Raw genomic sequence first — 25465 nt, 5'->3', positions numbered from 1 at the left:
GTCAATGGCTCGTCATGGCCTGCCGCGCACCGAATCGCGCGGCAAGACCGCGCTTGAGCGCAGGCAGGTGCTCGGTGCGCAGACGATGCGCCAGGCCTCCAAGGGTGTTGCGGTGCGCCTCGAACTGCATGGTCTGGCGGGCGGATTTCGCCCATTGGGTCTTGTACTCGTATTCGCCGCGCAGCATGTCGAAGACTGTGGCCCCCTCGCCGATGGCGTGCTCGATCGCATAGCCCATCAGCACGAGGCCCGGGCGCAGATTCGAGAACGACGGATCGAATCCACCCTGGAAATAGTAGACGGCATCTCGATGGCGATAGCAGTAGTACATCGCGATGATCTGTCCGTCGAGCTCCATGCAGTGCAGCCGCAGCCAGTTGCGCTCGTGGAACGCGTGCATGACCTCGCGGTGGAATGCGACATACTGCTCGGTCGAGAAGGCGTGCGCCTCGCCCCGGTTCTGCCAACGCGCCCGATGCAGGTGAACGAGGCGGTCAACGGCCTCGTCGAGGCGTTCGCGGTCTTCCCACACATAGAAGCGCGCGCCCGGCAGGGCTTCGAAGTTGCGGCGCGTCTTGCGAATGGTGTACCGGCGATCGCCGCCGAGGCTCGTCAGGTACTCGTCCCAGGTGGCCGGAAGCGCGATGTACGAGATACGGGCGGCCGGCGAGCATTGCTGGTGCAGCGCGCGACCCGAGGCCGCCTGCGCCAATGCAGCAAGGAAGTCCGGGGAATCGCCCATGTCCGAGATCCGCACGAGGTCCCAGTCGTTCAGGCCGAGGGCCGCGTTCGCCAGCGCACGCGGCGCCTCGGTGGCATAGTCGGGATCGACCAGCGGGTCGAGGTCGTCTGGCGAGGTATCACCCCCGGTTCCAACGTTGCGCAGCATGCGTACGCGGATCGCACCCAGTACACGACGCGGCTGAACGTACAGGGGCAGGATGCCGATCGTCCTTTCTCCGTCGCGCGCTGCGAGGATGCGCAGGGGGTGGCCGGCTCCATAGTGTTTCCACCAGAGCGATTGCCACTCCCAGGAGTTGAACGGGCTGGCGCGCAGGGCACGCCGGGAGAGCTGTTGCCACGCTTCGCGCAGCGACTCGATTCCCTCGGCGCTCGTGATCACGTCGACGTGCATGCGATCACCCGGAGGTGGACGGGCGCCGTCCGAGAAGAGCCGGAACGTCGCGAGTGCGGGCGAACTCGATCCCCAGCTCGCGGCACCATCGCAACACCTGCATCATGTCGTCGATGAAGCGCCGGACGTCGTCTTCGGACTGGGGGTAGGGGCTGGCCTTGGGGATGACTTCCATTGAATGAAACATCATGTTGAGCACGACCGTGCGCTGCCGTGCATGGCGTCTCAACTGGTATCCGATGATGGATCTCATCTGGTCGGCGCTCGAGAACCATGGGCGCAGCCATCGCGGCGCACGCAGCCACCTCGGTTGCATGGTGACGGGAATCTCCAGCACCGACCCGACTCCGTCCGTGGCGGGACGGGCAAGGTCGCTGGTGCAGGGCACGTAGGGCTGTTCCGGCGCGCGCCGGTAATCGACGGCACCGTCCGGATGCGGCCAGCGGAGGTAGGGCGTGACGCTCGTATCCACGAGATAGCCGAGCCGTGCCAGCGACTCGATGGTCTTCGGCCCGGCGCCGTAGCGTCCGGCCCGGAAGCTTCCTGGCGCGTAGCCGAAACGTTGCTCGAAGAGAGCGGTCAGGTTGGCCAGTTTCGCGTGCTCGATCTCCGGCGGCAGGTGGCACTGGAAATCCGGACTGGCGATGCCTGCGTAGTCGTAGTGCTTCTTCGACGGCTCGACGAACGCTGCGTGCAGGTGGGTTCCGAATTCGTAGCTGCCTTCGAGCGCGCGCAGCGCCGCCACCGACGCCGGGTCCTCCATGACCTCGACCGTCAGCAGGTAGGTCGGTATCGCCCCGACCGACTCGAAGGCCGGTTGCAGCCGGTTCGGCAGTCCGTCCGTGATCGAGTGAAACGTCAGCGGACTGGAGCGACGCCAGTCCGGATCGTGATCGCATTCGGTGTCGATCGTGATCAGGAAGAGTACGCGCTCGGTGCGATCCCGCATCATCGTCTGGCGACCTTTTCGTATGATTCCAGGAGTTCGGCGACCACGGCAGGCACGGAGTAGCGAGCGACGACGAAGTCGCGCGATGCTTCACCCATGCTTCGGGCGAGCTCGCGATTGCCGAGCACACGCTCGATGGCCGCGGCGAGGGCGTCGGGGTCGCCGGCCGGCACGAGCAGGCCGTTGTGCTCGTGCACGACGAGATCCTCGTTGCCGCTGACCCGGCTTGCGACGATCGGCAGCCCGCAGGCCATTGCCTCGAGCACCGAGTTCGGCATGCCTTCCTGATACGAGGGCTGCACGTATACGGAGGCCTCACGCAGCACGCCCGGCACGTCGGAGACCTCGCCGAGGAAGCGGACCCGATCGGCGACGCCCAGGGCCTGCGACTGCGCCTGGAGGCTTGCCCGCTCCGGGCCGTCGCCCGCGATCTCGAGGATGGCGTCGGGAGACAGTCGGGCCCGGGCCCAGGCCTGCAGCAGAATCGGCAGGGCCTTCACGGGTACCAGTCTGCCGACGAAGACCGCCTTGCACTTGCGCTGCCCGATGGGCGTCGGAACGAAGCGCTCGAGGTCGACCGCATTGGGGATCATCCTCAGGCGGTCTTCCGGATATCCGGCATCGAGGAGCCGGCGGCGCGTGTATTCGCTGACGCACTGGATGTTGTCCGCGCGCTTCACGCAAGCGTTGATCAGTCGATACAGCGGTCGGGTGCGCCGCTCGGGGTCGAGGATGCCGCCGTCGAACTCCCAGGCGCCGGAGATCTTCACGGCAAGGGTGGACGGCAGCAGCGGCCGAATGAGCCCGGCCGCAGCAGCGAGGTTCTTCGCCATGTGAACGTGGATGGCGTCGTAGCGCCGCCGGCGCGCGATCAGCCTGGCCATGAACCGGATGTCGAGGACAAGTGCGCCCAGGATGCGGATCCTGGGGTAGGGAATCCGCTCGACCGGCACGTCGTCGACGGTGTCGCGCAACGGGAGAGACTTGTCGAGATGGGGCGCCAGGATCGTGACCTCGTGTCCGTGCGCACGAAATGCACGGGCGAGCAGCCCGACCTGCATCTCGGAGCCTCCGGTGCTCGGATAGAAGCCGTCGACCACCAGGAGGATCCGCTTCGGTGTCACTCCCGCGCGCGGCTGCCGGTCGGCAGCGCCCGCGGTGGACACGCCGGGAGCCCGCCTCGCCTGTGGCGTCAGTCCCGCCGCGTCCTCCATCATCGCAGGCCGGGCTGCCACGGGAAATCGCGAGGCGAGCCATTGTTCGATGTGCGACATCGCCAGCGCCTGGGAACGCGTCTGCTGCAACTCGTGATTGCCCTCTGGAATCACCCTGATGGAATAATCTTCGCACTCCGTTCGCGCGCGCAGGTGGGTCTTGAGTACGTACTCGTCGAACTCGACCCAGCGGTTATCGCTGGCGCCGAAGACCATGAGGTGCGGGATGCCGGCCGCGCGAATCGATTCGAACGATTGCAGGTAGAGGGCGTTGAAATTCGCGGGGACGTCGGCTCCGTCGGTCCGGTTCTTCCTCGGGCTCAGCGCAACGCGCACCGTGGCGGCAATGCCTCTCAGGTCACTCTCCCGGCGTAACAGTCGCGACCACGCTTCCAGGGACACGAGCTTTTTCAGGTAGCTGTGCAGAATTCGCCGGGCGAGTTTCTCGCCGATCGATCGGGATTCCTGGTCGGTGGATGAGGTGGTCACGGGCGAAGCAATGGAGATCACGCCGTTGATGGAATCGGGGGCGGATGCAGCCGCGATCTGTGCCGTGATGGCGCCTCCGCACAGGCCGCAGGCGACGATCGACGAGACGCCGAAGCGTTCGCGCAACACCCGACTGGCCAGCAGAGCGTCGTCTGAAAAAAGTCCGTGCTCGACGCCGGACCAGAGCGCCCGGACTGGCGCCGGACCCAGCGAACCGTCGCTTTCGCCGATGCCCGCAGGGTCGAACCGCAGGACCACGTACCCCATCCCGACCAGTCGTCGTGCCAGAAGGACGTTCAGGCGATGGGGACCGGCATGATACTTCAGCCCCGCCGGCAGCAGTACGACGCCGGTACGCGCAGCGTCGGTCGGCTTCGAGACGATACCGCGGCGCACCAGTCCATCGGGGCCGGCGAAATCGATGCACTGCTCGATCATCGGATGGAACCCGCCTCGTTCGGATGCGATCGAGCGAGCGCCGTGATCAGGTCGAACAGCGCCGCCGGAGCCGCATCGTATTCCCTCGATTCGCCCCAGAAAGGCGGCGCCACGCATTGATGGAGCGACAGCCGCGGGATGCTGGCCAGGTCCGCCGGAAGTGCCGGGGGCGTCACGCCAGACCTGGGAAGGACCTGGATCATGTCGACACCGATACCGGCGCGACCGACGAGGTCCGCCAGTCGCAGCGACGCAATCGAGTCGGCAAGTGCCCGTTCGACTTCGAAGCCTCCGAGGCTGATCGTCCCCCCTTCGCGCAGGCGAGCGAGAAGCTGTTCGCGCGCGTCGATCACCTTTCCGTAGACCGCAAGTTGCGTCGTGACGTTCGCCCGCAGCAGCTCCTGCAGATACCTCTTTCCGTCGACTACGGGTTCCACGAGAACGAGGCGGCTTGCCCGAAGTCCGGGCGCGGCCGCCGCAGCGAGCAGGCAGCCCGCGCGCAGGCCCAGCAACCCGATCCGCTGCGCGCCGGTCTTCGCGAGCAGGTGCTCGGCCATGCAGGCGATGTCGTCGATCCAGTCGCCGGTTGCGAGGGCGCGCAGGTCGCCTTCGCTGTCGCCATCGCCCTCGTAGTCGAAGCGAAGCACGCTGTGCCCGGCGTGCGCAAGCTGGCGCGCGAGCCTGACGTATGCGCTGTGACTGAACACCTTGTCTTCGAACATGGGGTTGCAGAACAGCCACGCCGTCGTGGCGCCCGGTGCCTCGTGCAGGCAATGGAACAGCGCCTGCCGGCGCTTGTTGGGCCGGAAGCCGCGGTGCTCGATCAATGCGCCGGCGGGGCGCCGCTCGACCGGATCAGGTTCGACCGTCGGGGGCGCGAAGTGCATCAGGCGATCCCGAATTCGCCGAGTTCGGCAATGCTCTCGCACAGCACCGGGCGCGCATGCAGGTAGGCGGTCGTGCGGCGCTTGTTGTCGATGTCGCGCAACGCATCGGCTGCTCGTTCCTCGCTCGTTCCGAGTGCGCGTGCGAGTTCGGTGGCGGACACTCCGTGATTGCGGGCCCACAGGGCGAGATCCATCTGCTCGTACGGCAGGCCGAAGTAGAACTCGTCCTGGCCCTGCGGCAGGCTGTAGGTGTCGGTGGTCGGTCGGGCGTCGCAGATCTCGGGCGGCAACCCGAGGTGGCGTGCGAGCGCGTAGACCTGCGTCTTGTAGAGATGCGCGATCGGCTTGACGTCGGCCGACCCGTCCCCGTTCTTGACGAAGAAGCCCTGGTCATATTCGAGCCGGTTGGGCGTGCCGACCACGGCATAGTGCAGTCGATCGGCATGGAAGTACTCGAGCGTCTTGCGGATTCGCTGCTTGTGGTTCGTTGCCGCGACGATCTGCAGGTATGCCTTGGCCGGGAGCCGGATGTCGCGTGTGCTGCCAGCCGGATCCTGGGCGATCAGCCGGAAATGGTTCGGCACCCCCGCAGTGCCACCCGCGATGACGATCTTGTTCTTCCATCCTGGCCCGTATTCCGGGACGACGGAGCGGATTGCGTCGTCGCGCCACTGGTAGCAGCCGATCGCCTCGAGCGTGGGCGCGATGTCCTGGCAGACTGCCTCGATCCCGAGATGATCGGCCAGGCGCCTGCCCAGCTGGCTGCTCAGCGACGACGAGTCACGCTCCGGAAGCAGAAGCCCGAGCACGCGTCCCGGACCGAAGGCACGGACCGCGAGCGCGGCGCACACCGAGCTGTCGATTCCGCCGGACATGGCCACGACGACTCCCCGGCGACGCAGCCGCTTGCCCACCACATCGAGAAACCAGGCCGCGATCCTGCGCACCTCGGCGTCCAGGTCGAGTTCGAGGACATGCGGGCCGAACGGGCGTGGCGTCGGGGCGGTCGTCAGGTCGGTGATTCGCGTCATGGTGGTCTTCCCGGATCCGGTGCGCGCCTTCAGGCGACAACTCCCTTGCGCGAGAGGAACCGGGCGAGGTTGTCGAGGCTGTCCAGGTTTTCGGGTGTCAGTTCGTTGTCGCCGACTTCGACGCCGAACTCCTTTTCGAGGAACGACACCAGTTCGAGGAATCCGGTGGAATCGAGCACGTGCGAACGAGTGAACGAGTCGGAGTCCGAAAGCGAGGCCGGGTCGTCGCCGATCATGAAGTTGTCGACCACGAAGGTTCTGATTTGCTGTTTGATGTCGCTCAATGTATTTCTCCTGTTGACCGGAATGTGGCTCGTCTCCGTGCTCACGAAAGGTCGATCTTCCTGATCTTGCCGCTGTCGGTCTTGGGCAGATCGGGTACGAATTCCACGTGTTTGGGCACCATGTAGGCTTCCAGTCGCCCGAGGCAGTGCCTGACGACGGACCGCTTCTCGTACGCGCACCCCTGTTTCAGAACGACGAAGGCCTTCACGGCCTGGCCGAGGATGGGATCCGGAACCCCGATCACGGCGGCTTCCAGGACACCGTCGAGCTCGTGAAGGGCGTCCTCGACCTCGCGCGGGCTCACTTTCTCGCCCCGGGTCATGATGATGTCGTCCTTGCGGGCGACGAAGTAGAGATAGCCGTCCGCGTCCTGGCGAAAGAGGTCGCCCGTGTGCAGCACCGACTGGCCCGGGAGCATGCCGGGCCGGAGCCTCTGCGCAGTCTGGAGCGGCTTCTTCCAGTAGCCGAGCATCACATGGCTGCCGCGCACGACCAGTTCTCCGACTGCGGGTCCGGCCAGGCGGCAGCCTTGGTCGTCGACGAGCCAGTGGTCCTGGTTCGGCATCCCCTTTCCGACGCTCGCAGGTCGCACGTCGATGTCCTCCGGCGGAAGGAACGAGATGCGTTTGCATTCTGTCATGCCGTACATCGAGAATATCCTGGCGTTGGGAAACGCGCGCCGCAGTCTCGCAATGGTCTCCACGGGGAGTGCGGCGGCCGCACTGGTCAGGATGCGAACCGTCCCCAGCGCATGATCCTGCAGGGAGTGCAGTCCGGTCAGGATCGCGAAGATGGACGGCACCCCGGGGAAGACGGTTGCGCGCTCGCCAATCATCAGGGCGAGCGCCTGTGCCGGAAATGCGAACGAGCGCTCGAGCACCAGGCGGCAGCCGACCGTGAGGCACAGGATCGCCTGGTAGAGCCCGTAGCTGAACGCCATCGGCAGGACGCTGAAGACGACGTCGGCCTCCTGCAAAGGCAGGTAGCCAAGAACCGAACGGACGGCGGCAACCATGTTGGCGTGCGTGAGCATCACGCCCTTGGGTTCCCCCGTCGATCCGGACGTGTAGATGAGGCTCGCCAGGTCCTGGTCGATCGAGTGCGCCGGCAGCGGAGCCCGACCTTCCGGATCTGTTTCGTCCGGGAACGGGAGATAGAGGGGAGCGGCGGACAGGCCTTCCGACCCGCCAACCACCACGCACAGTCGCAAGGCTGCGCTGCGGGCGAGCGCCGGCTCGAAGCACTCCGCCAGGGATCGCTGGGTGATCAGCGCCACTGCCTCGGCATCCTGCAGGAGGTAGGCGAGCTTCGCCGGCCGGGTCAGGGGATTGACCGGCATCAGCACTCCACCGGCCTTGAGGATGCCGATCAGGCTGACCACGAACTCGGCCGAGTTCTCCAGCATGACCGCGACTCGATCTCCGCGGCGCAGCCCGTTGCGCTGCAGCAGCACGGCCAGCGCATCGGAGAGACGGTGCAACTGCCTGTAGCTGAGGCGGCGCCCCTCGAAGACCAGCGCGCACTTCTCGGGGGTTCGGGCGAGGGCATCGTCGAACAACTGGTGCACAAGCATGAGACTCGACCCTTCTCAGTGCGCCAGCGTTTCCGCAGTCCGCGCCGGTGCGCTGTCGGGGGTTGGCAGGGTGCGTACCAGCGATTCGTGCAGCAGCATGGTCGACAGGACACCGACGAAAGCCATGTTGTCCGCGAAGCCGATCGCGTTCCCCTTGCGACACTTCTCGAAGAGCTGGGCGACGGCGCGGGGAGCGAAGTAACCCGCTTCCCGGATGCGCGCTTCGCTGAACAGGTCGGCCACGTAGTCGCACGGCTTGCCGTCGCTGAAGAAGCTGGCGCTGTCCGGCGCGCGGTAGGGCTGCTTGGTGCGGCGCCGGATCGCTTCGGGCACCATGTCGCGGAACGCGTCCTTGAGGATCGCCTTCTCGGCCAGGCCCCTGAGCTTGAATCCGGGGGGGAGCGTGCTTGCGAACTCGATCAGGCGATGGTCGAGAAACGGGTAACGAGCCTCGATCGAGTTGGCCATCGCGACTCGGTCGCCCTGGGCGCTCAACAGGTACCCCGACAGCAGAGTGTGGGCCTCGACGTACTGGTCGCGGGCGAGCGGGGCCCATCGCCCGATCGACGAGGGCAGTGTCCGTTCGAATGCGGCTACCGGATCGTAGGCCCCGATGCGGGAGCGCATGTCGGGTGCCAGATAGCGCAGGATGCGCTGGGTCGTCGTCCAGCGCGGGCGGTGGCCAAAGCACGGCTCTCCCGCGCCTTCCATCCCCTGCCCGAAGAAGCTCCGCGTAAAGGCGCCGCCCGCGGAAGGCGAGTGCCGCAGGTAGGGGTAGAGCCGCTCGAACAGCCGGGGACGGATCGACGAGGCAGGTTGCCTGGCCCAGAAACGCCGGATCTTCGCTTCCTTGAAGATGTCGTAGCCTGCGAACACCTCATCGGCGCCTTCGCCGGTCAGGACCACCTTGTAGCCGCTCGCGCGGACCAGCCCGGAAAGCATCATGAGCGGCGCGGGCGCGGTGCGCAGGATGGGCGTCTCGACGTGCCACACGAGCCGCGGGAACATCTCGGCGATGTCCGAGCGCCTGCACATGACCTCCGTATGCGAAGTACCGAGGCGCTGGCTCAGGGCGCGCTGGTAGGGAGCTTCGTCGAACTCCGCATCCTCGAAGGTCACGGAGAACGTCCGCAACGGGGTTTGCGTGCAGTTCCGGATCACCGTCGTGATGATCGACGAGTCCAGGCCCCCGCTCAGGTAGGCGCCGACGGGTACGTCTGCCCGGAGTTGCAGCCGGACGGCGTCGATCAGGATCGCGCGCAGCTCCTCGGCCGCGTCGTCCGGCGTGCGTGCACGACCGGGCGTTTCATCGGGAAACGTCCAGTCCCAGTACCGGCAGAGGCGGGTCCGGCCTGCCTCTGCGGTCAGCGTGTGCCCGGGCGGCAATGAGTGGATGCCCTCGAACGCTGACTGTGATTCGAGCGGTGCCCAGAACGTGAAGGTTTGCGCCAAGGCGACAGGATCGAGGCGCCGGGGGATCTCCGGGTTCAGCAGCAGTGCCTTGACCTCGGAGGCGAAGTACAGTCTATCGCCCGACTGCGCGTAGAAGAGCGGCCGCATCCCGGTGCGATCCCGCGCAAGGATCAGACGCTTCCTCGTGGCGTCCCAGAGCGCGATCGCGAACTGCCCGTTCAGGAAGTCGACGAAGCGGTCCCCATGACGCTCGTAGAGGTGCACGATCACCTCGGTGTCCGACTGCGTGTAGAAGCCGTGTCCTTCGGACATGAGGCTGTCGCGCAACTCGACGTAGTTGAATATCTCGCCATTGAGAACCACCCAGACGGTGCGATCTTCGTTGTGGATCGGCTGGTCGCCGCTCTCCATGTCGATGATGCTCAGGCGCGCATGGCCGAGGCCCACGGGGCCATCCAGATGGAACCCCGAGCCGTCCGGACCGCGATGGCCAAGCACTGCAACCATCGAATGCAGCTCGGCGCGATCCGGGCGCGCCCTGTTCATGCTGCTCAGTATTCCGGCGATGCCGCACATCGATCGGACCTTCCTGCGTCAGTCGGAGTGATGGGCCTGGACGACAAGATCTCCGTGACGCAAGCACGAACGCGCCACTGGAGCGGAAGTCTGGCGCAAAGCGCGCTACCGGGACAGGAAGTATTGCCGCACGCTGCCGCCGATATGGTAACGGCACGCCACAGCCGGTAATACCCCGCCATCCCCGGCAAGCGGGAAGCCTTCGACCTTGCCCTGGGCGTCAGGGTCCGGTCGAATCTTCGCCAGGTGTCGCACCCCGGTCTCCGACCAGCCTCTTCAGGGTCTGATAGGCGACCGCGATCGTACTCTCCAGCAGCGAAAGGCGCTCTTCGACGGACTTCAGACGCTCGGTCAACGACGCGTCAGCCAAGGGCATTCTCGCGTCCTCGACCGGCGCCAGGGAAGTGGAAGACGCGTTCGCTCGTTGCTCGTCGCCGGCGTGCCGCATGAACCCGGCGCGTGGGCCGACTTCCAGCGCGAGTTCGTCAGCCACTTCGTCGACCATCTCGACGGTGAGCCGGTGCGATTGGCCGAGAAAGCACAATAGCAGGAGCCGGTCGGCCAGCAGATTGATGCGCCGGGGGATTCCGCTCGTGAGGGCGTGAATTCGCGCAAACACCGCATCGTCGAAGGCCGGGTCGTCGCACCAACCGACATGCGCCAGACGGTGCTCGACGTAGCGGCGGGTTTCCTGCTCATCGAGCGGTCCCAGGTGGTAGGCGGCAACGATACGCTGCTTGAGCTGCCGCATTTCGGGCCGTTGCATCAGGTCGCGCAGCTCTGGCTGCCCGATCAGGAAGGTCTGGAGACCCGAACGTGGCCCGATCTGGAAATTGCTGAGCATGCGTAGCTCCTCCACCGCGCGCGGGCCGAGGTTCTGGGCCTCGTCGACGATGAGAAGCGCCCTGCGGCCTTCGCTGTTGAGCTTCTGCAGGAACTGCTCGAGCCTGATCAGGGTGGCAGACTTGTCCGCATCGGCCTGCAGCCCGAAAGACGCTGCGACCAGCCTGAGCAGATTGTCCTCGTCGAGCTGGGTGGTGACGATCTGGACCGGAACGATCCGGTCTCCCGGCAGGGTGCGAAGCAGCTTCCTGACCAGGGTCGTCTTGCCGGCGCCGATCTCGCCGGTGACCACGATGAAACCCTCTCCCTGGTGGAGCCCGTACTCCAGATAGGCCATCGCCCGACGATGGCCTCGACTGCCGAAGTAGAAATCGGGGTCCGGGCTGAGCTGGAACGGTTTGCCAGTCAGCTTGAAAAAGGATTCATACATGCCTCAGAACCTGAAGTCGAGGCCGCCGTATGCCAGAGCCTGATCGTAGATGACCGTCGCGCCGTCGCCGCGTTGCGCAGTAAACCTGAGGCCTCCTACGACTGCGGAGGTGCGGGTGAGGCTGCTCTGGAACTCCAGCAGCGCGGAGTACAGGTCGGTTCGGTAGCCTCCGCTGTCCGAGCGCGTCTGGCGAGCATCGCCCCCGAGCGTCACGGTGGTGCGTGCACCGAATCTGCGCAGGTAGCGAGCAGCGAAACCATAGATGACCTGGTCGCCCACGAAGGCGCCGGGAATTGCCGCCGCCTGCCCGGTCGAGCTTTCGTCCAGCATGAAGGCAGTCAGGGTGATGGCATGGTGAATGCCCTGCAGTCCGTAGAACAGTGCGGTTCGCTTCCCGAGGACCGCCGCATCGGTCATGAATCCCTGGGCGATTGCGTTCTGCACGCTCGGAGTCAGGCCCTGGGCGGCCAGCGCGTTGACGATCGAATTGGGCAGCGTGAGGCTTGCACCAGTCAGCGACGCGGCGTCCAGCGTGCCCAGCGACAGGCGCGAATCGGTGTTGATGGCCCGATCAAACTCGAATCCGAGTGTGCTGCGGCCGGCAGTATAGGTGATCCGGGCCGCCCCCACCGGGCCGTAATAGCGGTGGCCGTAACTCGCGGTGGCGCGCAACCTGGCACTGGGTGTCCACTCGATGCCTGCGCCGGGCCCGAAGCCTGAGTCCTCGCCTCGGGAATTGAAAAGACCTTCGATGCGTTCCCAGGTGAGCGTTCCGAGAACACGGACGTTCGGCACGACGCGATAGCCGAGGGTCCCGGTGGCGATCTGCCTGTCGAGCGTGATGTCCTGGCTGAATTCGCGTCGTTGCGTCTCGCCCGCGACTCCCCAGTTCCACAGACCGCCCGGGTCCGCAAGAGTACCCGCGCTTGCCGAGACGCGTTGGTCGAGCCTGGCAAGCGCTTCGCTTGCGCTGCCGCCAGTCGTTGCGACGCGGTAGCGCAATTCGTACGTGGTTCGATCGGAGCGCGTCAGAAGGTAGGGAGACAGTTCGAGGCGGCGATACGAGCCGCGATTGACGAACGCTGCCCCGGGATCGATGGCCACGGGGCCCGTTGCGGACGTCGACACACTGCCCGAATAGGCCAACGCATCGAGCCAGATGCGGTCTCCCACGAGGGCGAATCGACCGGCTCCGTTGAGTTCGTGCCTGGCGAGCGAGGACTCTCCCTCGGTGGGCAACCAGAAGTTCCGGAGCTGGTAGTCGAGGCTGTAGGCGCCACGCGGGGAATAGCCGCGTGCCGACAGATAGGGTGAAACCTCGACGAAGGTGCCGCCGTTCTTCGTGGTATCGGGTTCGAGGAAGATGTTGTCCGTCAGCGAGACGAACGTGCGGACGCCGGGGTGGAAGCCCGACGGCAACTGGGGGCGGGCTTCCGCAGCAGCGGCTGGCCCCGGCGGCTGCACTCCCTGGGCGCCCTGCGCGAACGACGCGGCGCCATGAACACCGAAGATGAGGACGAGAGCGCCGGTTACGAACTCTCGCGGACCGGGGCAGGCTTTCATCGGCGGGACTCTACGGACCTTCGCCCTGACTATACCCATATCCGTATCCTGATCGCGCGCTCGACTTGGCATTGGGAATCTTGTTGAGGACAGTGCCAATGATGTCGCATGGCTGCAACAAGTGCAAGGCCTCCGTGACTGCGGACTGCGGTGTCTTGCCGGCTTCCACGACCAGGGCAACCTGCCCCATATGTCTCGCGAGTGCCTGCGCTTCGGTCGTGACGAGCAGGGGCGGCGAGTCGAAGATCAGGATGTGATCCGGAAAGGTCGCGTCGAGCCGGGCGAGCAGCTGGGTCATCGAGGCGCCGACCAGATACTCGGTGGAGTGTGTGTCGAGGCGACCCGATGGCAACAACGACAGGCGCTCGACGTTGGTTGGGCGAACGAGTTCGGCCAGATCGGGCGATCCGTCGATCAGCCAGTCCATGACGCCTGCGATCGGGGGAATCCCGAACTCCTCCAGCAGGGACGGTCGTGCGACGTCGGTGTCGATGAGCAGGACCCTCTGGTCGCGCTCGAGCGCGATGCTCATCGCGAGGTTGATCGCGCAGTAGCTCTTGCCCTCACGGGGATACGCGCTCGTGATCATGAGACGTCGGCCATTCTTCGCGGCCGGGCGCCCGGCCTTGCCGAACGCGTTTTCGAGCAGCGGCCGCTTGATGACCCGGAACTCGTCCCACGTGCGGGTCCGAAGCCCCGATGGCGTGATGAAGCCGCGCTGACTCAGTCTCTCGATGTCGATGATCAAGGGCTCGGGCATCCGCGCCGGTACTGCGGGTGCGGCTCGCAGCGAAGTGTCCGGGTTCGTTGCGTGGTTGGCCAACCCGCCGTCCGGAGAGCCCGCCGTGTGCTCTGCCAGACGTTCGACGAGTCGCTCGATCGTCGGGGGCCGCGGGTCATCGCTGGTGGCACTCCCGGCTCGAGTCTGCGCCTGCGTTCCGGCGATGGAGCGTTCGTCGGGCGTCTTGGGGAGCAGGCTGACGGCACGTTCGATCAGGTTCATTCGGTGCCCCTACTGGACCAGGTGGCGCAATGCGAAGTAGCCGATGGCCGCGCCGAAGACGAGCACGAGACCTGCACCGCTGAATGCGAACATGATGTTCTCGAATCTCGCGCGGGCCATTGCGGCCGCGTCGCGCACCAGCGTGACGCCGCCGAGCAATGGTGCTCCCGTGATGCGACGCAAGGTCCGCCCGTCGATGAACGTCGGGTTGATCTGGTCCCGTGCCACCGCGAGCGCGGCGCCACCGCCCAGCGACAGACACAGAACGAGTGCGAGCATCAACGGGCGATTCGGCGAAACGGGCGTCCGGGTCACCCGCGGCGGATCGACGACCCGGAACTCGGCGACCCGCGCCGTCGACTCCATCTCTCCGGAGATCTGCGCGGTCTCCCGGCGCTTCAGGAGATCCTCGTAGGCCTGCTTGTTCGTGTTGTAGTCACGCGTGAGCTGGGTGTACTCGGCCTCTACCTTGGGAATCTCCTGCATGACCTTGCGCGCCTCGGCGAGACGTCCTTCGAGATCGGACACGCGTGTCCGCAGCGACGCGACCTGTGCGTCGGCATTGGTCAGCGAAAGGCGCAGTTCGCGATAGACGGGATTGGGAACCAGGGTCGACCGGCTGCCGGCCTCCTGGGGATCCTTCCCTTTCGCCCGAAGCTCTTCCTTGCGCTGGGCTTCGAGCTGGGCAAGGACCCGCTGCGTGCCCACGACATCGGGGTGCTGCTCCGTGAAACGGAGCCGCAAGTCGTCCAGGCGCTTGCGCTGCGCCTCGATACGAAGGTCCAGCTCGTTCGGTGTGGGTGGCGACAACGCGATGATCCCGACAGCATCGGCACGCTCGATCATCGGGGGTTCCTGGGCGACCTGCTGCTGGATCGCCGTGCGTGCATTCTCGGCTTGCCGCAATTCGAGCCTGGCCTGGCGCGCTTGATCCTCGAGCTGGTTGAGCCGCGCGACGTACCCCTGTTCGAGGTTGGGCATCATTCCCTGATTGGCGATCTTGAAGCTCTTGAGCGCATCCTCCGAGTCAAGCAGGCGCTTCTCGTATTCGCGCAGCTGCGAATCGATGAACCGGAGAGCCTCCTGGGAGTCGCGGCGCTTGCCGCCGACGCTCGACTGAACGAATATGTCCAGCAGGGTCTGAACGACAGTCTGCGCCTTGGCTGGATCCTCGTGGCGGTAGACGATCGAGTACAGGTTGTTGCCGGCCCCCCCTCCCGCAGCGCGCAACTCGATCCGCTTGAAGAGCGTGTCGATGACCTTCTCGCGCTCGCGATCGTCGCGAGCCAGTTCGTCGAGCGATGCGGCGCGCATGATCTGTTCGAGGTTCGGCCTCGACAGGAGCGTGCGCGCCATCATCTGAACCTGCGTGTTCACGTCAGGCTGCACCGCGAGACCCTGCATGAGGGGCTTGAGGATGGACTCCGTGTCGACATAAACGCGTCCGGAGGCTTCGTAGCGATCAGGAATGAGGGCCGTGAGCGCTGCGCCAGCGACACTGAGGCCGCAGGCGGCGATCAGGGCGCTCCAGCGAAATCTCCAGGCGCCATCGAGCAGGGTCTTGACCTGTGCGATCTGCTCAGGCAGTGCGAGCGACTTCATCTGCTGCATCCGTTGAGTAGAGGACGCCCGGGAAGGCCGTGGGCGCTTGCGGCGCGACGCGGCGGGTCAGAACCAGCTTTCCGGGACGATGATGACGTCCCCGGGCAGGACCTGGATGTTCGCGCCGACGTCGCCGCGCTTGATCAGGTCGTCGAGCCTGACGTTGTACGCCTTGTTGTCTTCGCGTCCCCGAACGAGGACCGCCCGGTTTCCGGCTGCGAAATCGGTCAGGCCGCCGACCGCGATCATGACGTCGAGCAGAGTCATGTTCTGGCGATAGGGGAGGGTCGTCGGGCGGGCCGCCTGGCCTACGACGCGAACCTGTTGCGAGGAACCTCCGCCAGCTGTGGCCACGACGACCGTGACGATTGGATCCTGGATGAACTTGTGCAGCGCGGCCTCGATCTCGCGCGCCAGCGCAGTGGGATCCTTGCCGATGGCCACCATGTCTTCGACGAGCGGGATGGTGATCCGACCGTCGGGTCGAACCGGAACGTTGGCCGTGAGCTCGGGATTGCGCCAGACGTTGATATTCAGAATGTCGCCTGGCCCGATCAGGTACTTGTAGTCGGCCTGGGCAGCCTGCTTGGGGGCCTCGGGCAGGGTCGAGGCGCATGCCGCCAACAGCGAGGCAACCAGGGCGAGGAGACCGATGCGGACTTTCAAGTCTGTTCTCCGGCTATAGACGGGTTTAGGGTCAAGGCCTCGATTCGCGGACAACGGGAACCGCCGCGCGTGGATCGGACCGCATGCGGACAGAGTCTCGAATCGGGTCGTCAATGTACAGGAATTCCGACACCATTTATTGACGATCCGCAGAGATGCTCGATGCTTCGAGCGCACGTCCGCGCCACCCGATCGCATCGGGCGGCGCGTATCCCTGTCGCATGACGCCTGCGGGCGCAAAACCCGCAACTTGTTCCTGAAAGCGAATCCGTTGCAGGGTATTCTTGCATCGACAGCGAACCGTCGATCGGATTCGCGAGACGCATTCGTCGCTGCAATCGAGGAAACATGACAACTGTTGCCGTAATCGGCCTGGGCTACGTCGGACTGCCACTGGCAGTCGAGTTCGGGCGCCACTATCGGACCATCGGCTTCGACCTGTCCGCCGAGAAGATCGAGAATATCAAGAAACACCACGACGCCACAGGCGAGGTATCTGCGGAGCAGTTTCGCGCTGCCCGGCACCTTGTCGTGACCGCCGATCCGGCGGGCATTGCAGAGGCCGACTTCCACGTGATAGCCGTGCCGACGCCGATCGATCGTGCGCACATGCCCGACTTCGGTCCGATGATCGGGGCGAGCGAAACGGTCGGGCGCTACATGAAGAAGGGCGCGATCGTCGTCTTCGAGTCGACGGTCTACCCCGGGGCGACCGAGGAAGTCTGCATCCCGGTTCTGGAAGCGCATTCGGGGATGAAATGGAAGAAAGATTTCCACGTCGGATACTCCCCGGAGCGGATCAATCCCGGTGACAAGGCCCACACGCTCGCCACGATCACGAAGGTGGTGTCGGGCGACGATGCGGAGACGCTCGAAAGCGTCGCAAGGCTCTACGAGACGGTCGTCGCGGCAGGCGTCCATCGCGCCAGTTCCATCAAGGTTGCCGAAGCTGCCAAGGTGATCGAGAACACCCAGCGCGACCTGAACATTGCCCTGATGAACGAACTCTCGATCATTTTCGAGCGGATCGGCATCGACACGCTGGAAGTGCTGGAGGCCGCCGGCACCAAATGGAACTTCCTGCCGTTCCGGCCTGGTCTGGTCGGCGGGCACTGCATCGGCGTCGATCCGTACTACCTCACCTACAAGGCCGACACGCTGGGTTACTCGCCACAGGTGATCCTCGCCGGTCGTCGCATCAACGACGGCATGGGCAAGTTCGTCGCCGAGCAGACGGTCAAGGCCCTCATCCGGAAGGGATTCACGATCAACGGCGCGCCGATCATCGTCCTGGGACTCACGTTCAAGGAGAACGTTCCGGACCTGCGCAATTCACGCGTCATCGACGTGATCCACGAACTGCGTTCGTATGGAGCCGATGTGCGGGTGCACGACCCCGTTGCCGATCCCGACGAGGCGCGGCGCGAATACGGCGTGGAGCTTGCGCAATGGGACGACCTGCCGGTTGCCAACGCCATCGTCGCGGCTGTGGCGCACCAGGTCTACCGCGATTTCCCGCTCGACAGGCTCGTTGGAAAACTGGTTGCTTCGGGAGTGTTCGTCGACGTCAAGGGCTCGTTCGACCGGATGGCGCTCGAGCGACGCGGCTACCGGGTGTGGCGGCTATGAGTGACCCGTCGATGGCGCCGCGCGACATGGGGGCCCGGACGCCCGAAGGAGGCATGCCGGCGATCGGAGGCCGGTATCGCTGGTTGGTGACCGGAGCTGCCGGCTTCATCGGTTCGAACCTGGTCGAGGCGCTGCTGCGCTCGGGCCAGCAGGTCATCGGGCTCGACAACTTCGCGACCGGCCACCGACGCAATGTCGACGATGTCCGGAGCGCGGTCGGCGAGGCGGATTCGGCGCGCTACCGCTTCATCGAAGGCGACATCCGCGACTCGCATTGCTGCCAGGAGGCCTGCGCGGGCGTCGATTTCGTTCTGCATCAGGCGGCACTCGGTTCCGTGCCCCGGTCGATCGCCCAGCCGCTTGCGACCCACGTGTCGAACGTCGATGGCTTCGTGAACATGCTGGACGCAGCGCGAATGTCGGGCGTGAAGCGATTCGTCTATGCGTCGTCGAGCTCGGTCTACGGAGACCACCCGGGATTGCCCAAGATCGAGGCGAGCATAGGCAAGCCGCTTTCGCCTTACGCAGCGACGAAGCTCGTCGACGAGATATACGCCGACGTGTTCGCCAGGACTTACGGCATGAGGTGTGCCGGGCTCCGGTACTTCAACGTGTTCGGACCGCGACAGGATCCGGCGGGTGCCTACGCCGCCGTGATTCCGCGCTGGATTGCTGCGATGCTGCGCGGCGACCCGGTCTACATCAACGGTGACGGAGAGACGAGCCGGGACTTCTGCTACGTGGCGAATGCGGTGCAGGCGAACCTGCGGGCCGCGCTATTTCCGGAATCTTCGGGGGATTCGACGCCCAGCCACGAGGTCTTCAACGTTGCCTGCGGCGAACGCCTGTCGCTGAACGAATTGTTCATTGCGATCCGGGATCGGCTTGCGGCTTCGACGCCGCGCGTGCGTGACGTCAGTCCGAACTACCGGGATTTCCGTGAAGGCGACGTCCGCCATTCGCTCGCCGATGTGAGCAAGGCGCGGGCTCTGCTGGGGTACGTGCCCACGCATCGGGTCGCTGCAGGACTCGACGAAGCGCTGGACTGGTATGTGAAGAGCCTCGCCTGAGCTCGTTGCCACGACGACACGCGAACGACGATCACCGGTGCCGGTGCCGCGACTTGCGGGTGCGACCTGCTATCTGGCGCCCTTGCCGAGCAGCACGACCTGGATCGTGTCGAGAAGGATGAGGAGATCCAGGAACAACGAGTGGTTCTTGACGTAGTAGAGGTCGTACTGCAACTTGGCGCGTGCATCCTCGACCGACGCGCCATACGGATAGCGCACTTGCGACCAGCCGGTGACACCCGGCTTCACGCTGTGGCGTACGTCGTAGTAGGGAATGTCCTCGATCAGGTGGCGCACGAAGAACGGGCGCTCGGGGCGCGGGCCGACGAAACTCATGTCGCCGCGCAAGACGTTGATGAGTTGAGGCAGCTCGTCGATTCGCGTGCGCCGCAGGAACCGGCCTACCGGGGTGATGCGCGCGTCGTTCTGGCCCGCCCAGCGCGGCTGCCCGTCCTTTTCGGCGTCCTGCACCATTGTGCGGAGCTTCAGGATCATGAATGGCACGCCGCCCTGTCCGGCACGCTCCTGGCGATAGAAGATCGGCCGGCCGCTTTCGAGCAGGATCGCCAGCATCGCGAGTGCGAGGATCGGAAAGGTCAGCAGAAACAGCACGAGGCTGGCCAGGAGGTCGAACGAGCGCTTGATGATGTCTCGCAACAGACCCTGGTCGAAGCCCTGGCTGAAGATCAGCCAACTCGCCCGCAGGTTGTCGACCTTCAGCACCCCCAGCTCGCGTTCGTAGAACGAGGTGAGATCCATCACCTTCACGCCCTTGAGCTTGCAGTCGAGCAATTGACGCAGCGGTAGTACCCCGCCGCGACGTTCGCGAACCGCGAGCACGATTTCGGAGACGCGAAGGTCTTTCACGGTCCGCAGCAGGTGTTCATGGTTGATATGCTGCCCGCTCTCGGGTGCCTCTCGCCCCTGGACCACCGGATACAGGCCCGCGTACTGGATTGAGCGTCCCATCCCCGCTGCGTGCATGAAGCGAATCGCTTCTTCGGCCTCGTCTCCATTGCCCAGCACCAGCACCCGGCGCTTGGGCAACCCGATATCGGTGACGCGGAAGAACATGATCCGGATCACGAGCACGCCGGCCACGGCGAAAACCGAGGTGAACGCGAACACGCCGCGCCCGACATAGGTATCGGGGAACAGATAGAAGACGACGCTCAACAGCATCAGCGTCAGGCCGTATGCGACGACCAATCGCTGGATCGTGACCCGGAATGGCTCGGCCTGCGCCTGGTACAGACCCAGCCCGGCCATCATCAAGAGCATGACGACGGTGAACAGTCCCGCCGGCAGCAACGGCAGCGGGACCGACTGGTTCAGGAAACGGATCTCGAAGCCGAGCACCATCGCCTGGAACAACACCATCGTCTCGAGCAGCGTCAGCAGCAGGAGGCGAAGCGACAGGTAGTGATTGAAGATGCGAATCATGTATTGCTTCGGAGACCGTTGCGCCCGGAGGCGGCAGCTGATGCCTGTCTCGCATGTTGGCACGCCGGCGATTGCGCCGTCGTGACATTCAGCACGATGTGCCTCGCCTGTTGCGGCTGCACTGCGTCCGAACCGCCGGAGCACCAAGGATAGGCGAGTCCGGGAATCCGTGCATCCCCCCGATCGACGCGCCATGATTTCGCGCAAGGTTGCGCTTCAGCGCGACCGCGAGCCGAGGGCGCTTGTCAAGGGGTCCTGGCGGAAATAGTCGCGAAACAGTGCATACAGCGCCGGGTAGGCATGCGCGAGCGCCTGCGGCGCGGTGAAGAAGGTCTCGGCGGTCACTGCGAAGAACTCGCCGGGGTCGGTGGCCGCGTAGGGGTCGAGCGGCAGGCGCTCGTACCAGGCGTCGGCGGCCGCGGATTCGGGGTCGACGTGGCGCGGAATCGCCGCCTCGATGCGGTCGACCCTCATGCAGAAATCTTCATAGGCATCGGTCATCGTGCGTGCCCAACGCTCGCGCATGGCGCCGGGCAGCGGCGGCGCGCCGTCGGGCGAGCCGTCGAGCATGTCGAGCTTGTGGGCGAATTCGTGGATCACCACGTTGTAGCCCACGTGGCCGGCGGTGGGGTCGGCGTCGGGCCAGGACAGCACCACCGGGCCGCCCTGCATCGCCTCGCCGGCCAGTTCGTCGTCGTACTCGTGGACCACGCCGGCGTCGTCGACCTGCTTGCGCGGGGCGACGAAGCGGTCGGGAGGCAGGCAGGCCTGCAGTGCGATCGCGATGCGCACGTCGTCGTCGACCACGAAGCCGGCGGCGCCGCTGAACTGCTTGGCGGCGAGGAAGGCCTCGCACTGCCTCTTCAGCAGCCCGCGCTCGGCCTCGTCGAGATGGTCGAGAAACGGCAGGTCGGTCGCGACGCGCTGCCATTGCGCGGCATCGATCGGCTCGGGTCGGGAAAGGCCCAGCAGTTTTCGCAGCATCGAGGGTCCAGGGAGCTTCGGGGGCGCGGCGCGCCTGCCTATAATCGGCTGCGGGCAGCGAATCGATCAAGCGCGAGGCTGGACGAATGGGCACGCAACCGGCCGTCGTCGGCGGGACGGAAATGCAGGCAGGCGCCGCGCAGGAAGATGCGGCGCAGCGGGCGCTCGCGTGGATGCACGAGCGCGCCGGCGATGCGACCGGGCGCAGCGGCGAGCGTTACGTCGACCATGCCCGGGCGACCATCGAGATCCTGCGCGAACTGGGCGTCGACGGGGCGGTGCTCGAGGCGGCGGCGCTGATCTCCCCGGCCGATCGCCTGCCGCTGCGCGACATCGGCGCGCAGTTCGGCGACGAGGTCGCGCGGCTGGTCGAGGGGATGCGGCAGATCCAGCGACTCCGCGAACTGCATTCGGCGCCGGGCGCGGCGGCCAACGGACAGGCGGAGACGCTGCGCCGGATGCTGCTCGCGATGGCGGTCGATATCCGCGTGGTGCTGCTGCGGCTGGCGTCGCGGCTGCACACGCTGCGCTATCACGCGGCGCAGCGCCGCCCGCCCGATGCGGCGATCGCGCGCGAGACCCTGGAAGTGCTGGCGCCGCTGGCCAACCGCCTCGGCCTCTGGCAGTTCAAGTGGGAACTCGAAGATCTCGCGTTCCGCTTTCTCGACCCGGACACCTATCGCGAGCTCGCGCGCCAGCTCGAGGAGCGCCGCGCCGCGCGCGAGGCCTTCGTCGAGGCGGCGATGCAGCGGCTGCGTGCCGAGCTGGCCGCGGCCGGGCTGCGCGCCGAAGTGAGCGGTCGGCCGAAGCACCTGTACAGCATCTACAACAAGATGCGCAGCAAGCGGCGCGCGCTCGACGAGATCAGCGACCTGCGCGGGCTGCGGGTGATCGTCGACACGGTCGCGCAGTGCTACACCGCGCTGGGCATCGTCCACGCGATCTGGACGCAGGTGCCGCAGGAATTCGACGACTACATCGCGCGGCCCAAGCCCAATGGCTACCGCTCGCTGCACACGGTGGTGCTGGCCGACGACGGGCGGCCTCTGGAGGTTCAGATCCGCACCCGCGAGATGCACCGCTTCGCCGAGTACGGGGTCGCATCGCACTGGCGCTACAAGGAGGGCGCCGGGGGCACGCCGGCGCGCGGCGGGCGTGCGGCCGCCGGGGCGGGGCACGACGAGCAGATCGCCTGGATGCGCCAGCTGCTCGCCTGGCAGCGCGAGGTCGGGCAGGCGCTGGGCAGCGCGCAGGCGGGCCAGCCGACGGCGCAGCCCGCAGTCGAGGAGCGCATCTACGTACTCACGCCGCAGGCGAGGGTGATCGAACTGCCGGCGGGCGCCACGCCGATCGACTTCGCCTATCACGTGCACACCAGCCTCGGGCATCGCTGCCGCGGCGCGCGGGTCGACGGCCACATGGTGCCGCTGAACACCGCGCTGCAGAGCGGCCAGACGGTGGAGATCGTCGCCGCGAAGGAGACCGGGCACGAGGGGCCGTCGCGCGACTGGCTCAACCCGCAGCTCGGCTACGTGCGCAGCCCGCGCACCCGCAACAAGGTGCGCCAGTGGTTCAACGCGCTCGAGCTCGAGCGTGACACTGCGGCGGGCCGCGAGCGGGTCGAGCGGGTGCTGCAGCGCGAGGGGCGCACCGCGCTGGCGTTCGAGGAACTGGCGCGCCGACTGGGGTTCGAAGCGGCAGGGCCGATGTTCGTCGCGGTGGCGCGAGACGAGGTCGGCGTGCGCCAGCTCGAGGAGGCGGTGCGCGGCCCCGCGGCCGCGGCGGCCGGGACCGCGCCCGCCGCCGTGCCCGAGCAGCCCGCGATCGTCGCGCCGCGCCGGCGAGCGCGCGAGGCGGGCGGCCGCGGCGACGGCGTGCTGGTGGTCGGCATCGACTCGCTGATGACGCAGCTGGCGCGATGCTGCAGGCCGGTGCCGCCGGATGCGATCGTGGGTTTCGTCACCAAGGGTCACGGCGTATCGGTGCACCGCGAGCACTGCGCGACCTTCGCGCGGATGGCCGATCGTGCTCCCGAGCGGGTGATCGAGACCGCGTGGGGCGAGGAGGCGCTGCGCGGCGGCACCGACGGGCGCCCGCGGCGGTTCCCGGCCGACGTCGAGGTGCGGGCCAACGATCGGCCGGGGCTGCTGCGCGACATCACCGAGGTGTTCGCGCGGGATCGGCTGAACGTGACGGCGGTGCAGACCTTGTCGCGGCAGCAGGTGGCCAGCATGCGCTTCACCGTCGAAGTGCCCGACGCCGGCCAACTGGCCCGCACGCTCTCTGCCGTCCGCGAAGTGAACGGCGTCATCCAGGCGCGGCGGCGCTGAGCGCGGTTTCAGGCGGGGGAGGGGCGCTGGGCGGACTTGGGGCGGAACGCCTTGCAGACGGCTTCGTTGGTCTCGAGGTACGGGGCGCCGATCAGGTCGAGGCAGTAGGGAATGGCGGCGAAGATGCCGTGCACTTTCTGGCGGCCGTCGGCGTCCTTCAGGCCTTCGAGGGTTTCGCGGATCGACTTGGGCTGGCCGGGCAGGTTGACGATCAGCGCACGGCTGCGCACGACGGCGACCTGGCGCGAGAGGATCGCGGTGGGCACGAAGTTCAGGCTGATCTGCCGCATCTGCTCGCCGAAGCCGGGCATCTCGCGATCGCCCACCGCAAGCGTCGCGTCGGGGGTCACGTCGCGCGGGGCGGGGCCGGTGCCGCCGGTGGTGAGCACGAGGCTGCAGCCTTCCTGGTCGACCAGTTCGACGAGGGTGCGCTCGATCTGTGCGCGCTCGTCGGGGATCAGCCGCACCACCGGTTCCCAGGGGCTCGTGAGGGCGCTGGCCAGCCACTCCTGCAGGCTCGGAACGCCCTGGTCCTGGTAGACGCCTTGCGAGGCCCGGTCGCTGATCGACACGAGTCCGATGCGGGTCGGGCGGGTGGAGTCGGTCATTGCGGTGGTTCTCCTCGTGAGGGCGGACTCAGGCGAGCCGGTCGCGGATCTTGCGAAAGATCTCGCGAAACGCGCGCCCGGGGCCGCCGGTGGCCAGTTCGCCGCGCGCGCGCGGCACCAGCGGCTCGAGACTCTCGCGGGTGTCGGGGTATTTCGCAAGCCAGTCGTCGAACGCTTGATCGTCGGCGAGAATGCGCTCGCGCCATCGTTCGGCGGCGTGCATCACCGCGGTGGCCACCCGGTGCTCGCGTGTTTCGTCGGACAGTGCATCGCGCAATGCGTCGGCGTCGATCTCGCGCATCAGCCGGCCGATGTATTGCAGCTGGCGTCGCCGTCCTTCGTGGGCGCGGATCGCGCGCGCGGTGCGCACCGCGTCGATCAGCTCGGGAGTGACCGGCAGGCGCTCCAGGCGCTCGTCCTCCAGCGCCAGCAGGCTCTCGCCGAGCGCCTGCAGCGCGAGCATCTCACGCTTGCGCTGCGACTTGCTGGGCTCTTCGGTGCGCTGGGGATCTCGGGCTCGGGCGCGCATGGCAGGGGAGGCGGAACGGCGCTGCTATGATACCCGGCTCCCCATGGCCGGCGCGGCTTGCTGCCGGTTTCGCCGACACACGCACCGCATGTCCACGAAAGCCCGCGAAACGATGTTCGAGTACGACCAGGCGCGATTGCGCGAGATCGCCGAGGCGGCGCTCGCCTTCGCGCGCGAGTTCGGCGCCAGCGGCGCCGCCGTCGACGTGTCCGAGAACAGCGGCCTGTCGGTGAACGTGCGCAAGGGGCGCATCGAGACGATCGAGCAGAACCGCGACAAGGGGCTCGGCATCACCGTGTATTCGGGCCAGCGGATGGGGCATGCCAGTTCCACCGATTTCTCGCCGGCGGCGCTGCGCGAGACGGTGAACGCGGCCTGGCAGATCGCGCGCTTCACCGCCGAGGATCCGTGCGCCGGGCTGCCCGACGTCGATACGCTGGCCACCTCGCAGCCCGACCTGAAGGTGTTCCACCAGTGGCCGGTCACGGTCGACGAGGCGGTGGAGATCGCACGGCGCGCCGAGCGCGCGGCGTTCGACACCTCGCCGGCGATCGTCAATTCGGAGGGCGCGTCGGTCACGGTGAGCCACGGGCACTTCGTCGCGGCCAACACGCTGGGTTTCGCGGGCGGCTATCGCTACAGCCGCCATTCGATCGCCTGCGCGCCCATCGCACGGCGACGCGGCGAGATGCAGCGCGACGACTGGTACTCGTCGCACTGCAATCCGGCGCGGCTGGCCGACCCCGAGGCGCTCGGGCGCTATGCGGCCGAGCGG

The 25465-nt window shown here is 66.5% G+C and carries 21 protein-coding genes; 4 read left to right on the top strand and 17 right to left on the bottom strand.

From position 1 onward, the window contains the following. Position 1 precedes the first annotated feature (1 nt). The 13 genes from ABS45_RS10055 to ABS45_RS09995 all read right to left on the bottom strand — a co-directional run bounded on the left by ABS45_RS10055 (position 2) and on the right by ABS45_RS09995 (position 16097). Entirely contained in the window at positions 2 to 1135 is a 1134-nt protein-coding gene (locus ABS45_RS10055; protein WP_291555367.1) for a GNAT family N-acetyltransferase, read from the bottom strand. A gap of 4 nt (positions 1136 to 1139) precedes the next feature. Then, positions 1140 to 2087, bottom strand: coding sequence for a hypothetical protein (locus ABS45_RS10050; RefSeq protein ID WP_291555366.1), 948 nt, complete (start codon positions 2085 to 2087; stop codon positions 1140 to 1142). Further along, a complete protein-coding gene (locus tag ABS45_RS10045) occupies positions 2084 to 4225 on the bottom strand; it encodes an alpha/beta fold hydrolase (RefSeq protein ID WP_291555365.1) in 2142 nt (713 codons plus the stop codon). Before ABS45_RS10045 ends, ABS45_RS10050 begins: the two co-directional genes overlap by 4 nt. Next, positions 4222 to 5112, bottom strand: coding sequence for an alpha/beta hydrolase (locus ABS45_RS10040; protein ID WP_291555364.1), 891 nt, complete (start codon positions 5110 to 5112; stop codon positions 4222 to 4224). The genes ABS45_RS10045 and ABS45_RS10040 overlap by 4 nt, the downstream gene beginning before the upstream one ends. Further along, positions 5112 to 6143, bottom strand: coding sequence for an NAD(+) synthase (gene nadE / locus ABS45_RS10035; RefSeq protein WP_291555363.1), 1032 nt, complete (start codon positions 6141 to 6143; stop codon positions 5112 to 5114). Before nadE ends, ABS45_RS10040 begins: the two co-directional genes overlap by 1 nt. A gap of 29 nt (positions 6144 to 6172) precedes the next feature. Then, positions 6173 to 6427, bottom strand: a complete 255-nt coding sequence (locus ABS45_RS10030; RefSeq protein ID WP_291555362.1) for an acyl carrier protein — start codon at positions 6425 to 6427, stop codon at positions 6173 to 6175. A 41-nt stretch (positions 6428 to 6468) separates the two neighbouring features. Then, positions 6469 to 8001, bottom strand: coding sequence for a class I adenylate-forming enzyme family protein (locus ABS45_RS10025; protein WP_291555361.1), 1533 nt, complete (start codon positions 7999 to 8001; stop codon positions 6469 to 6471). 15 nt (positions 8002 to 8016) lie between these two features. Then, the gene (gene asnB, locus ABS45_RS10020) at positions 8017 to 9990 is read right to left on the bottom strand and encodes an asparagine synthase (glutamine-hydrolyzing) (RefSeq protein ID WP_291555360.1); all 1974 of its coding nucleotides are present in this window, start codon (positions 9988 to 9990) and stop codon (positions 8017 to 8019) included. Between the two features lie 220 nt (positions 9991 to 10210). Next, complete coding sequence (locus tag ABS45_RS10015) at positions 10211 to 11263, bottom strand: XrtA/PEP-CTERM system-associated ATPase (RefSeq protein WP_291555358.1); 1053 nt, start codon at positions 11261 to 11263, stop codon at positions 10211 to 10213. A 3-nt stretch (positions 11264 to 11266) separates the two neighbouring features. Beyond that, a complete protein-coding gene (locus tag ABS45_RS10010; RefSeq protein WP_291555357.1) occupies positions 11267 to 12826 on the bottom strand; it encodes a TIGR03016 family PEP-CTERM system-associated outer membrane protein in 1560 nt (519 codons plus the stop codon). Positions 12827 to 12836: 10 nt separating this feature from the next. Next, positions 12837 to 13829, bottom strand: a complete 993-nt coding sequence (locus ABS45_RS10005) for a chromosome partitioning ATPase (protein WP_291555356.1) — start codon at positions 13827 to 13829, stop codon at positions 12837 to 12839. Positions 13830 to 13838: 9 nt separating this feature from the next. Then, entirely contained in the window at positions 13839 to 15431 is a 1593-nt protein-coding gene (locus tag ABS45_RS10000; protein ID WP_291555355.1) for an XrtA system polysaccharide chain length determinant, read from the bottom strand. 66 nt (positions 15432 to 15497) lie between these two features. Beyond that, a complete protein-coding gene (locus ABS45_RS09995; RefSeq protein ID WP_291555353.1) occupies positions 15498 to 16097 on the bottom strand; it encodes an XrtA/PEP-CTERM system exopolysaccharide export protein in 600 nt (199 codons plus the stop codon). A gap of 348 nt (positions 16098 to 16445) precedes the next feature. Between ABS45_RS09995 and ABS45_RS09990 the strand changes: the two genes are divergently transcribed. Continuing rightward, complete coding sequence (locus ABS45_RS09990) at positions 16446 to 17726, top strand: nucleotide sugar dehydrogenase (protein ID WP_291555350.1); 1281 nt, start codon at positions 16446 to 16448, stop codon at positions 17724 to 17726. Between the two features lie 26 nt (positions 17727 to 17752). Further along, positions 17753 to 18796 (top strand): SDR family oxidoreductase, encoded by a 1044-nt coding sequence (locus ABS45_RS09985; RefSeq protein ID WP_291555402.1) that lies wholly within the window; start codon positions 17753 to 17755, stop codon positions 18794 to 18796. A gap of 69 nt (positions 18797 to 18865) precedes the next feature. Here the strand turns inward: ABS45_RS09985 and ABS45_RS09980 are convergent, their stop codons facing one another. Continuing rightward, a complete protein-coding gene (locus ABS45_RS09980; protein ID WP_291555349.1) occupies positions 18866 to 20239 on the bottom strand; it encodes a TIGR03013 family XrtA/PEP-CTERM system glycosyltransferase in 1374 nt (457 codons plus the stop codon). A gap of 216 nt (positions 20240 to 20455) precedes the next feature. After that, positions 20456 to 21223 carry a M90 family metallopeptidase gene (locus ABS45_RS09975; RefSeq protein ID WP_291555347.1) on the bottom strand — a complete coding sequence of 256 codons (768 nt, stop codon included), beginning with the start codon at positions 21221 to 21223 and terminating at the stop codon, positions 20456 to 20458. 122 nt (positions 21224 to 21345) lie between these two features. On the opposite strand from ABS45_RS09975, the gene ABS45_RS09970 reads away from it, so the two are divergent. Further along, positions 21346 to 23553, top strand: a complete 2208-nt coding sequence (locus ABS45_RS09970) for a bifunctional (p)ppGpp synthetase/guanosine-3',5'-bis(diphosphate) 3'-pyrophosphohydrolase (protein WP_291555400.1) — start codon at positions 21346 to 21348, stop codon at positions 23551 to 23553. A gap of 8 nt (positions 23554 to 23561) precedes the next feature. On the opposite strand, the gene mog is transcribed toward ABS45_RS09970, so the two are convergent. Both mog and yjgA read right to left on the bottom strand, forming a co-directional pair. Next, the gene (mog, locus tag ABS45_RS09965; protein WP_291555345.1) at positions 23562 to 24161 is read right to left on the bottom strand and encodes a molybdopterin adenylyltransferase; all 600 of its coding nucleotides are present in this window, start codon (positions 24159 to 24161) and stop codon (positions 23562 to 23564) included. Between the two features lie 28 nt (positions 24162 to 24189). Next, positions 24190 to 24690 carry a ribosome biogenesis factor YjgA gene (gene yjgA / locus ABS45_RS09960; RefSeq protein WP_291555343.1) on the bottom strand — a complete coding sequence of 167 codons (501 nt, stop codon included), beginning with the start codon at positions 24688 to 24690 and terminating at the stop codon, positions 24190 to 24192. Between the two features lie 88 nt (positions 24691 to 24778). On the opposite strand from yjgA, the gene ABS45_RS09955 reads away from it, so the two are divergent. Next, a partial coding sequence (locus ABS45_RS09955; protein ID WP_291555341.1) for a DNA gyrase modulator occupies positions 24779 to 25465 on the top strand: 687 nt, incomplete at its 3' end.

The sequence above is a fragment of the Comamonas sp. SCN 65-56 genome (genome assembly GCF_001724135.1).
In the GTDB taxonomy this organism is placed as follows: domain Bacteria; phylum Pseudomonadota; class Gammaproteobacteria; order Burkholderiales; family Burkholderiaceae_C; genus Comamonas_C.
Note: the sequence above shows the minus strand (reverse complement) of the source record. Positions and strands in the feature narration are given on the sequence as shown.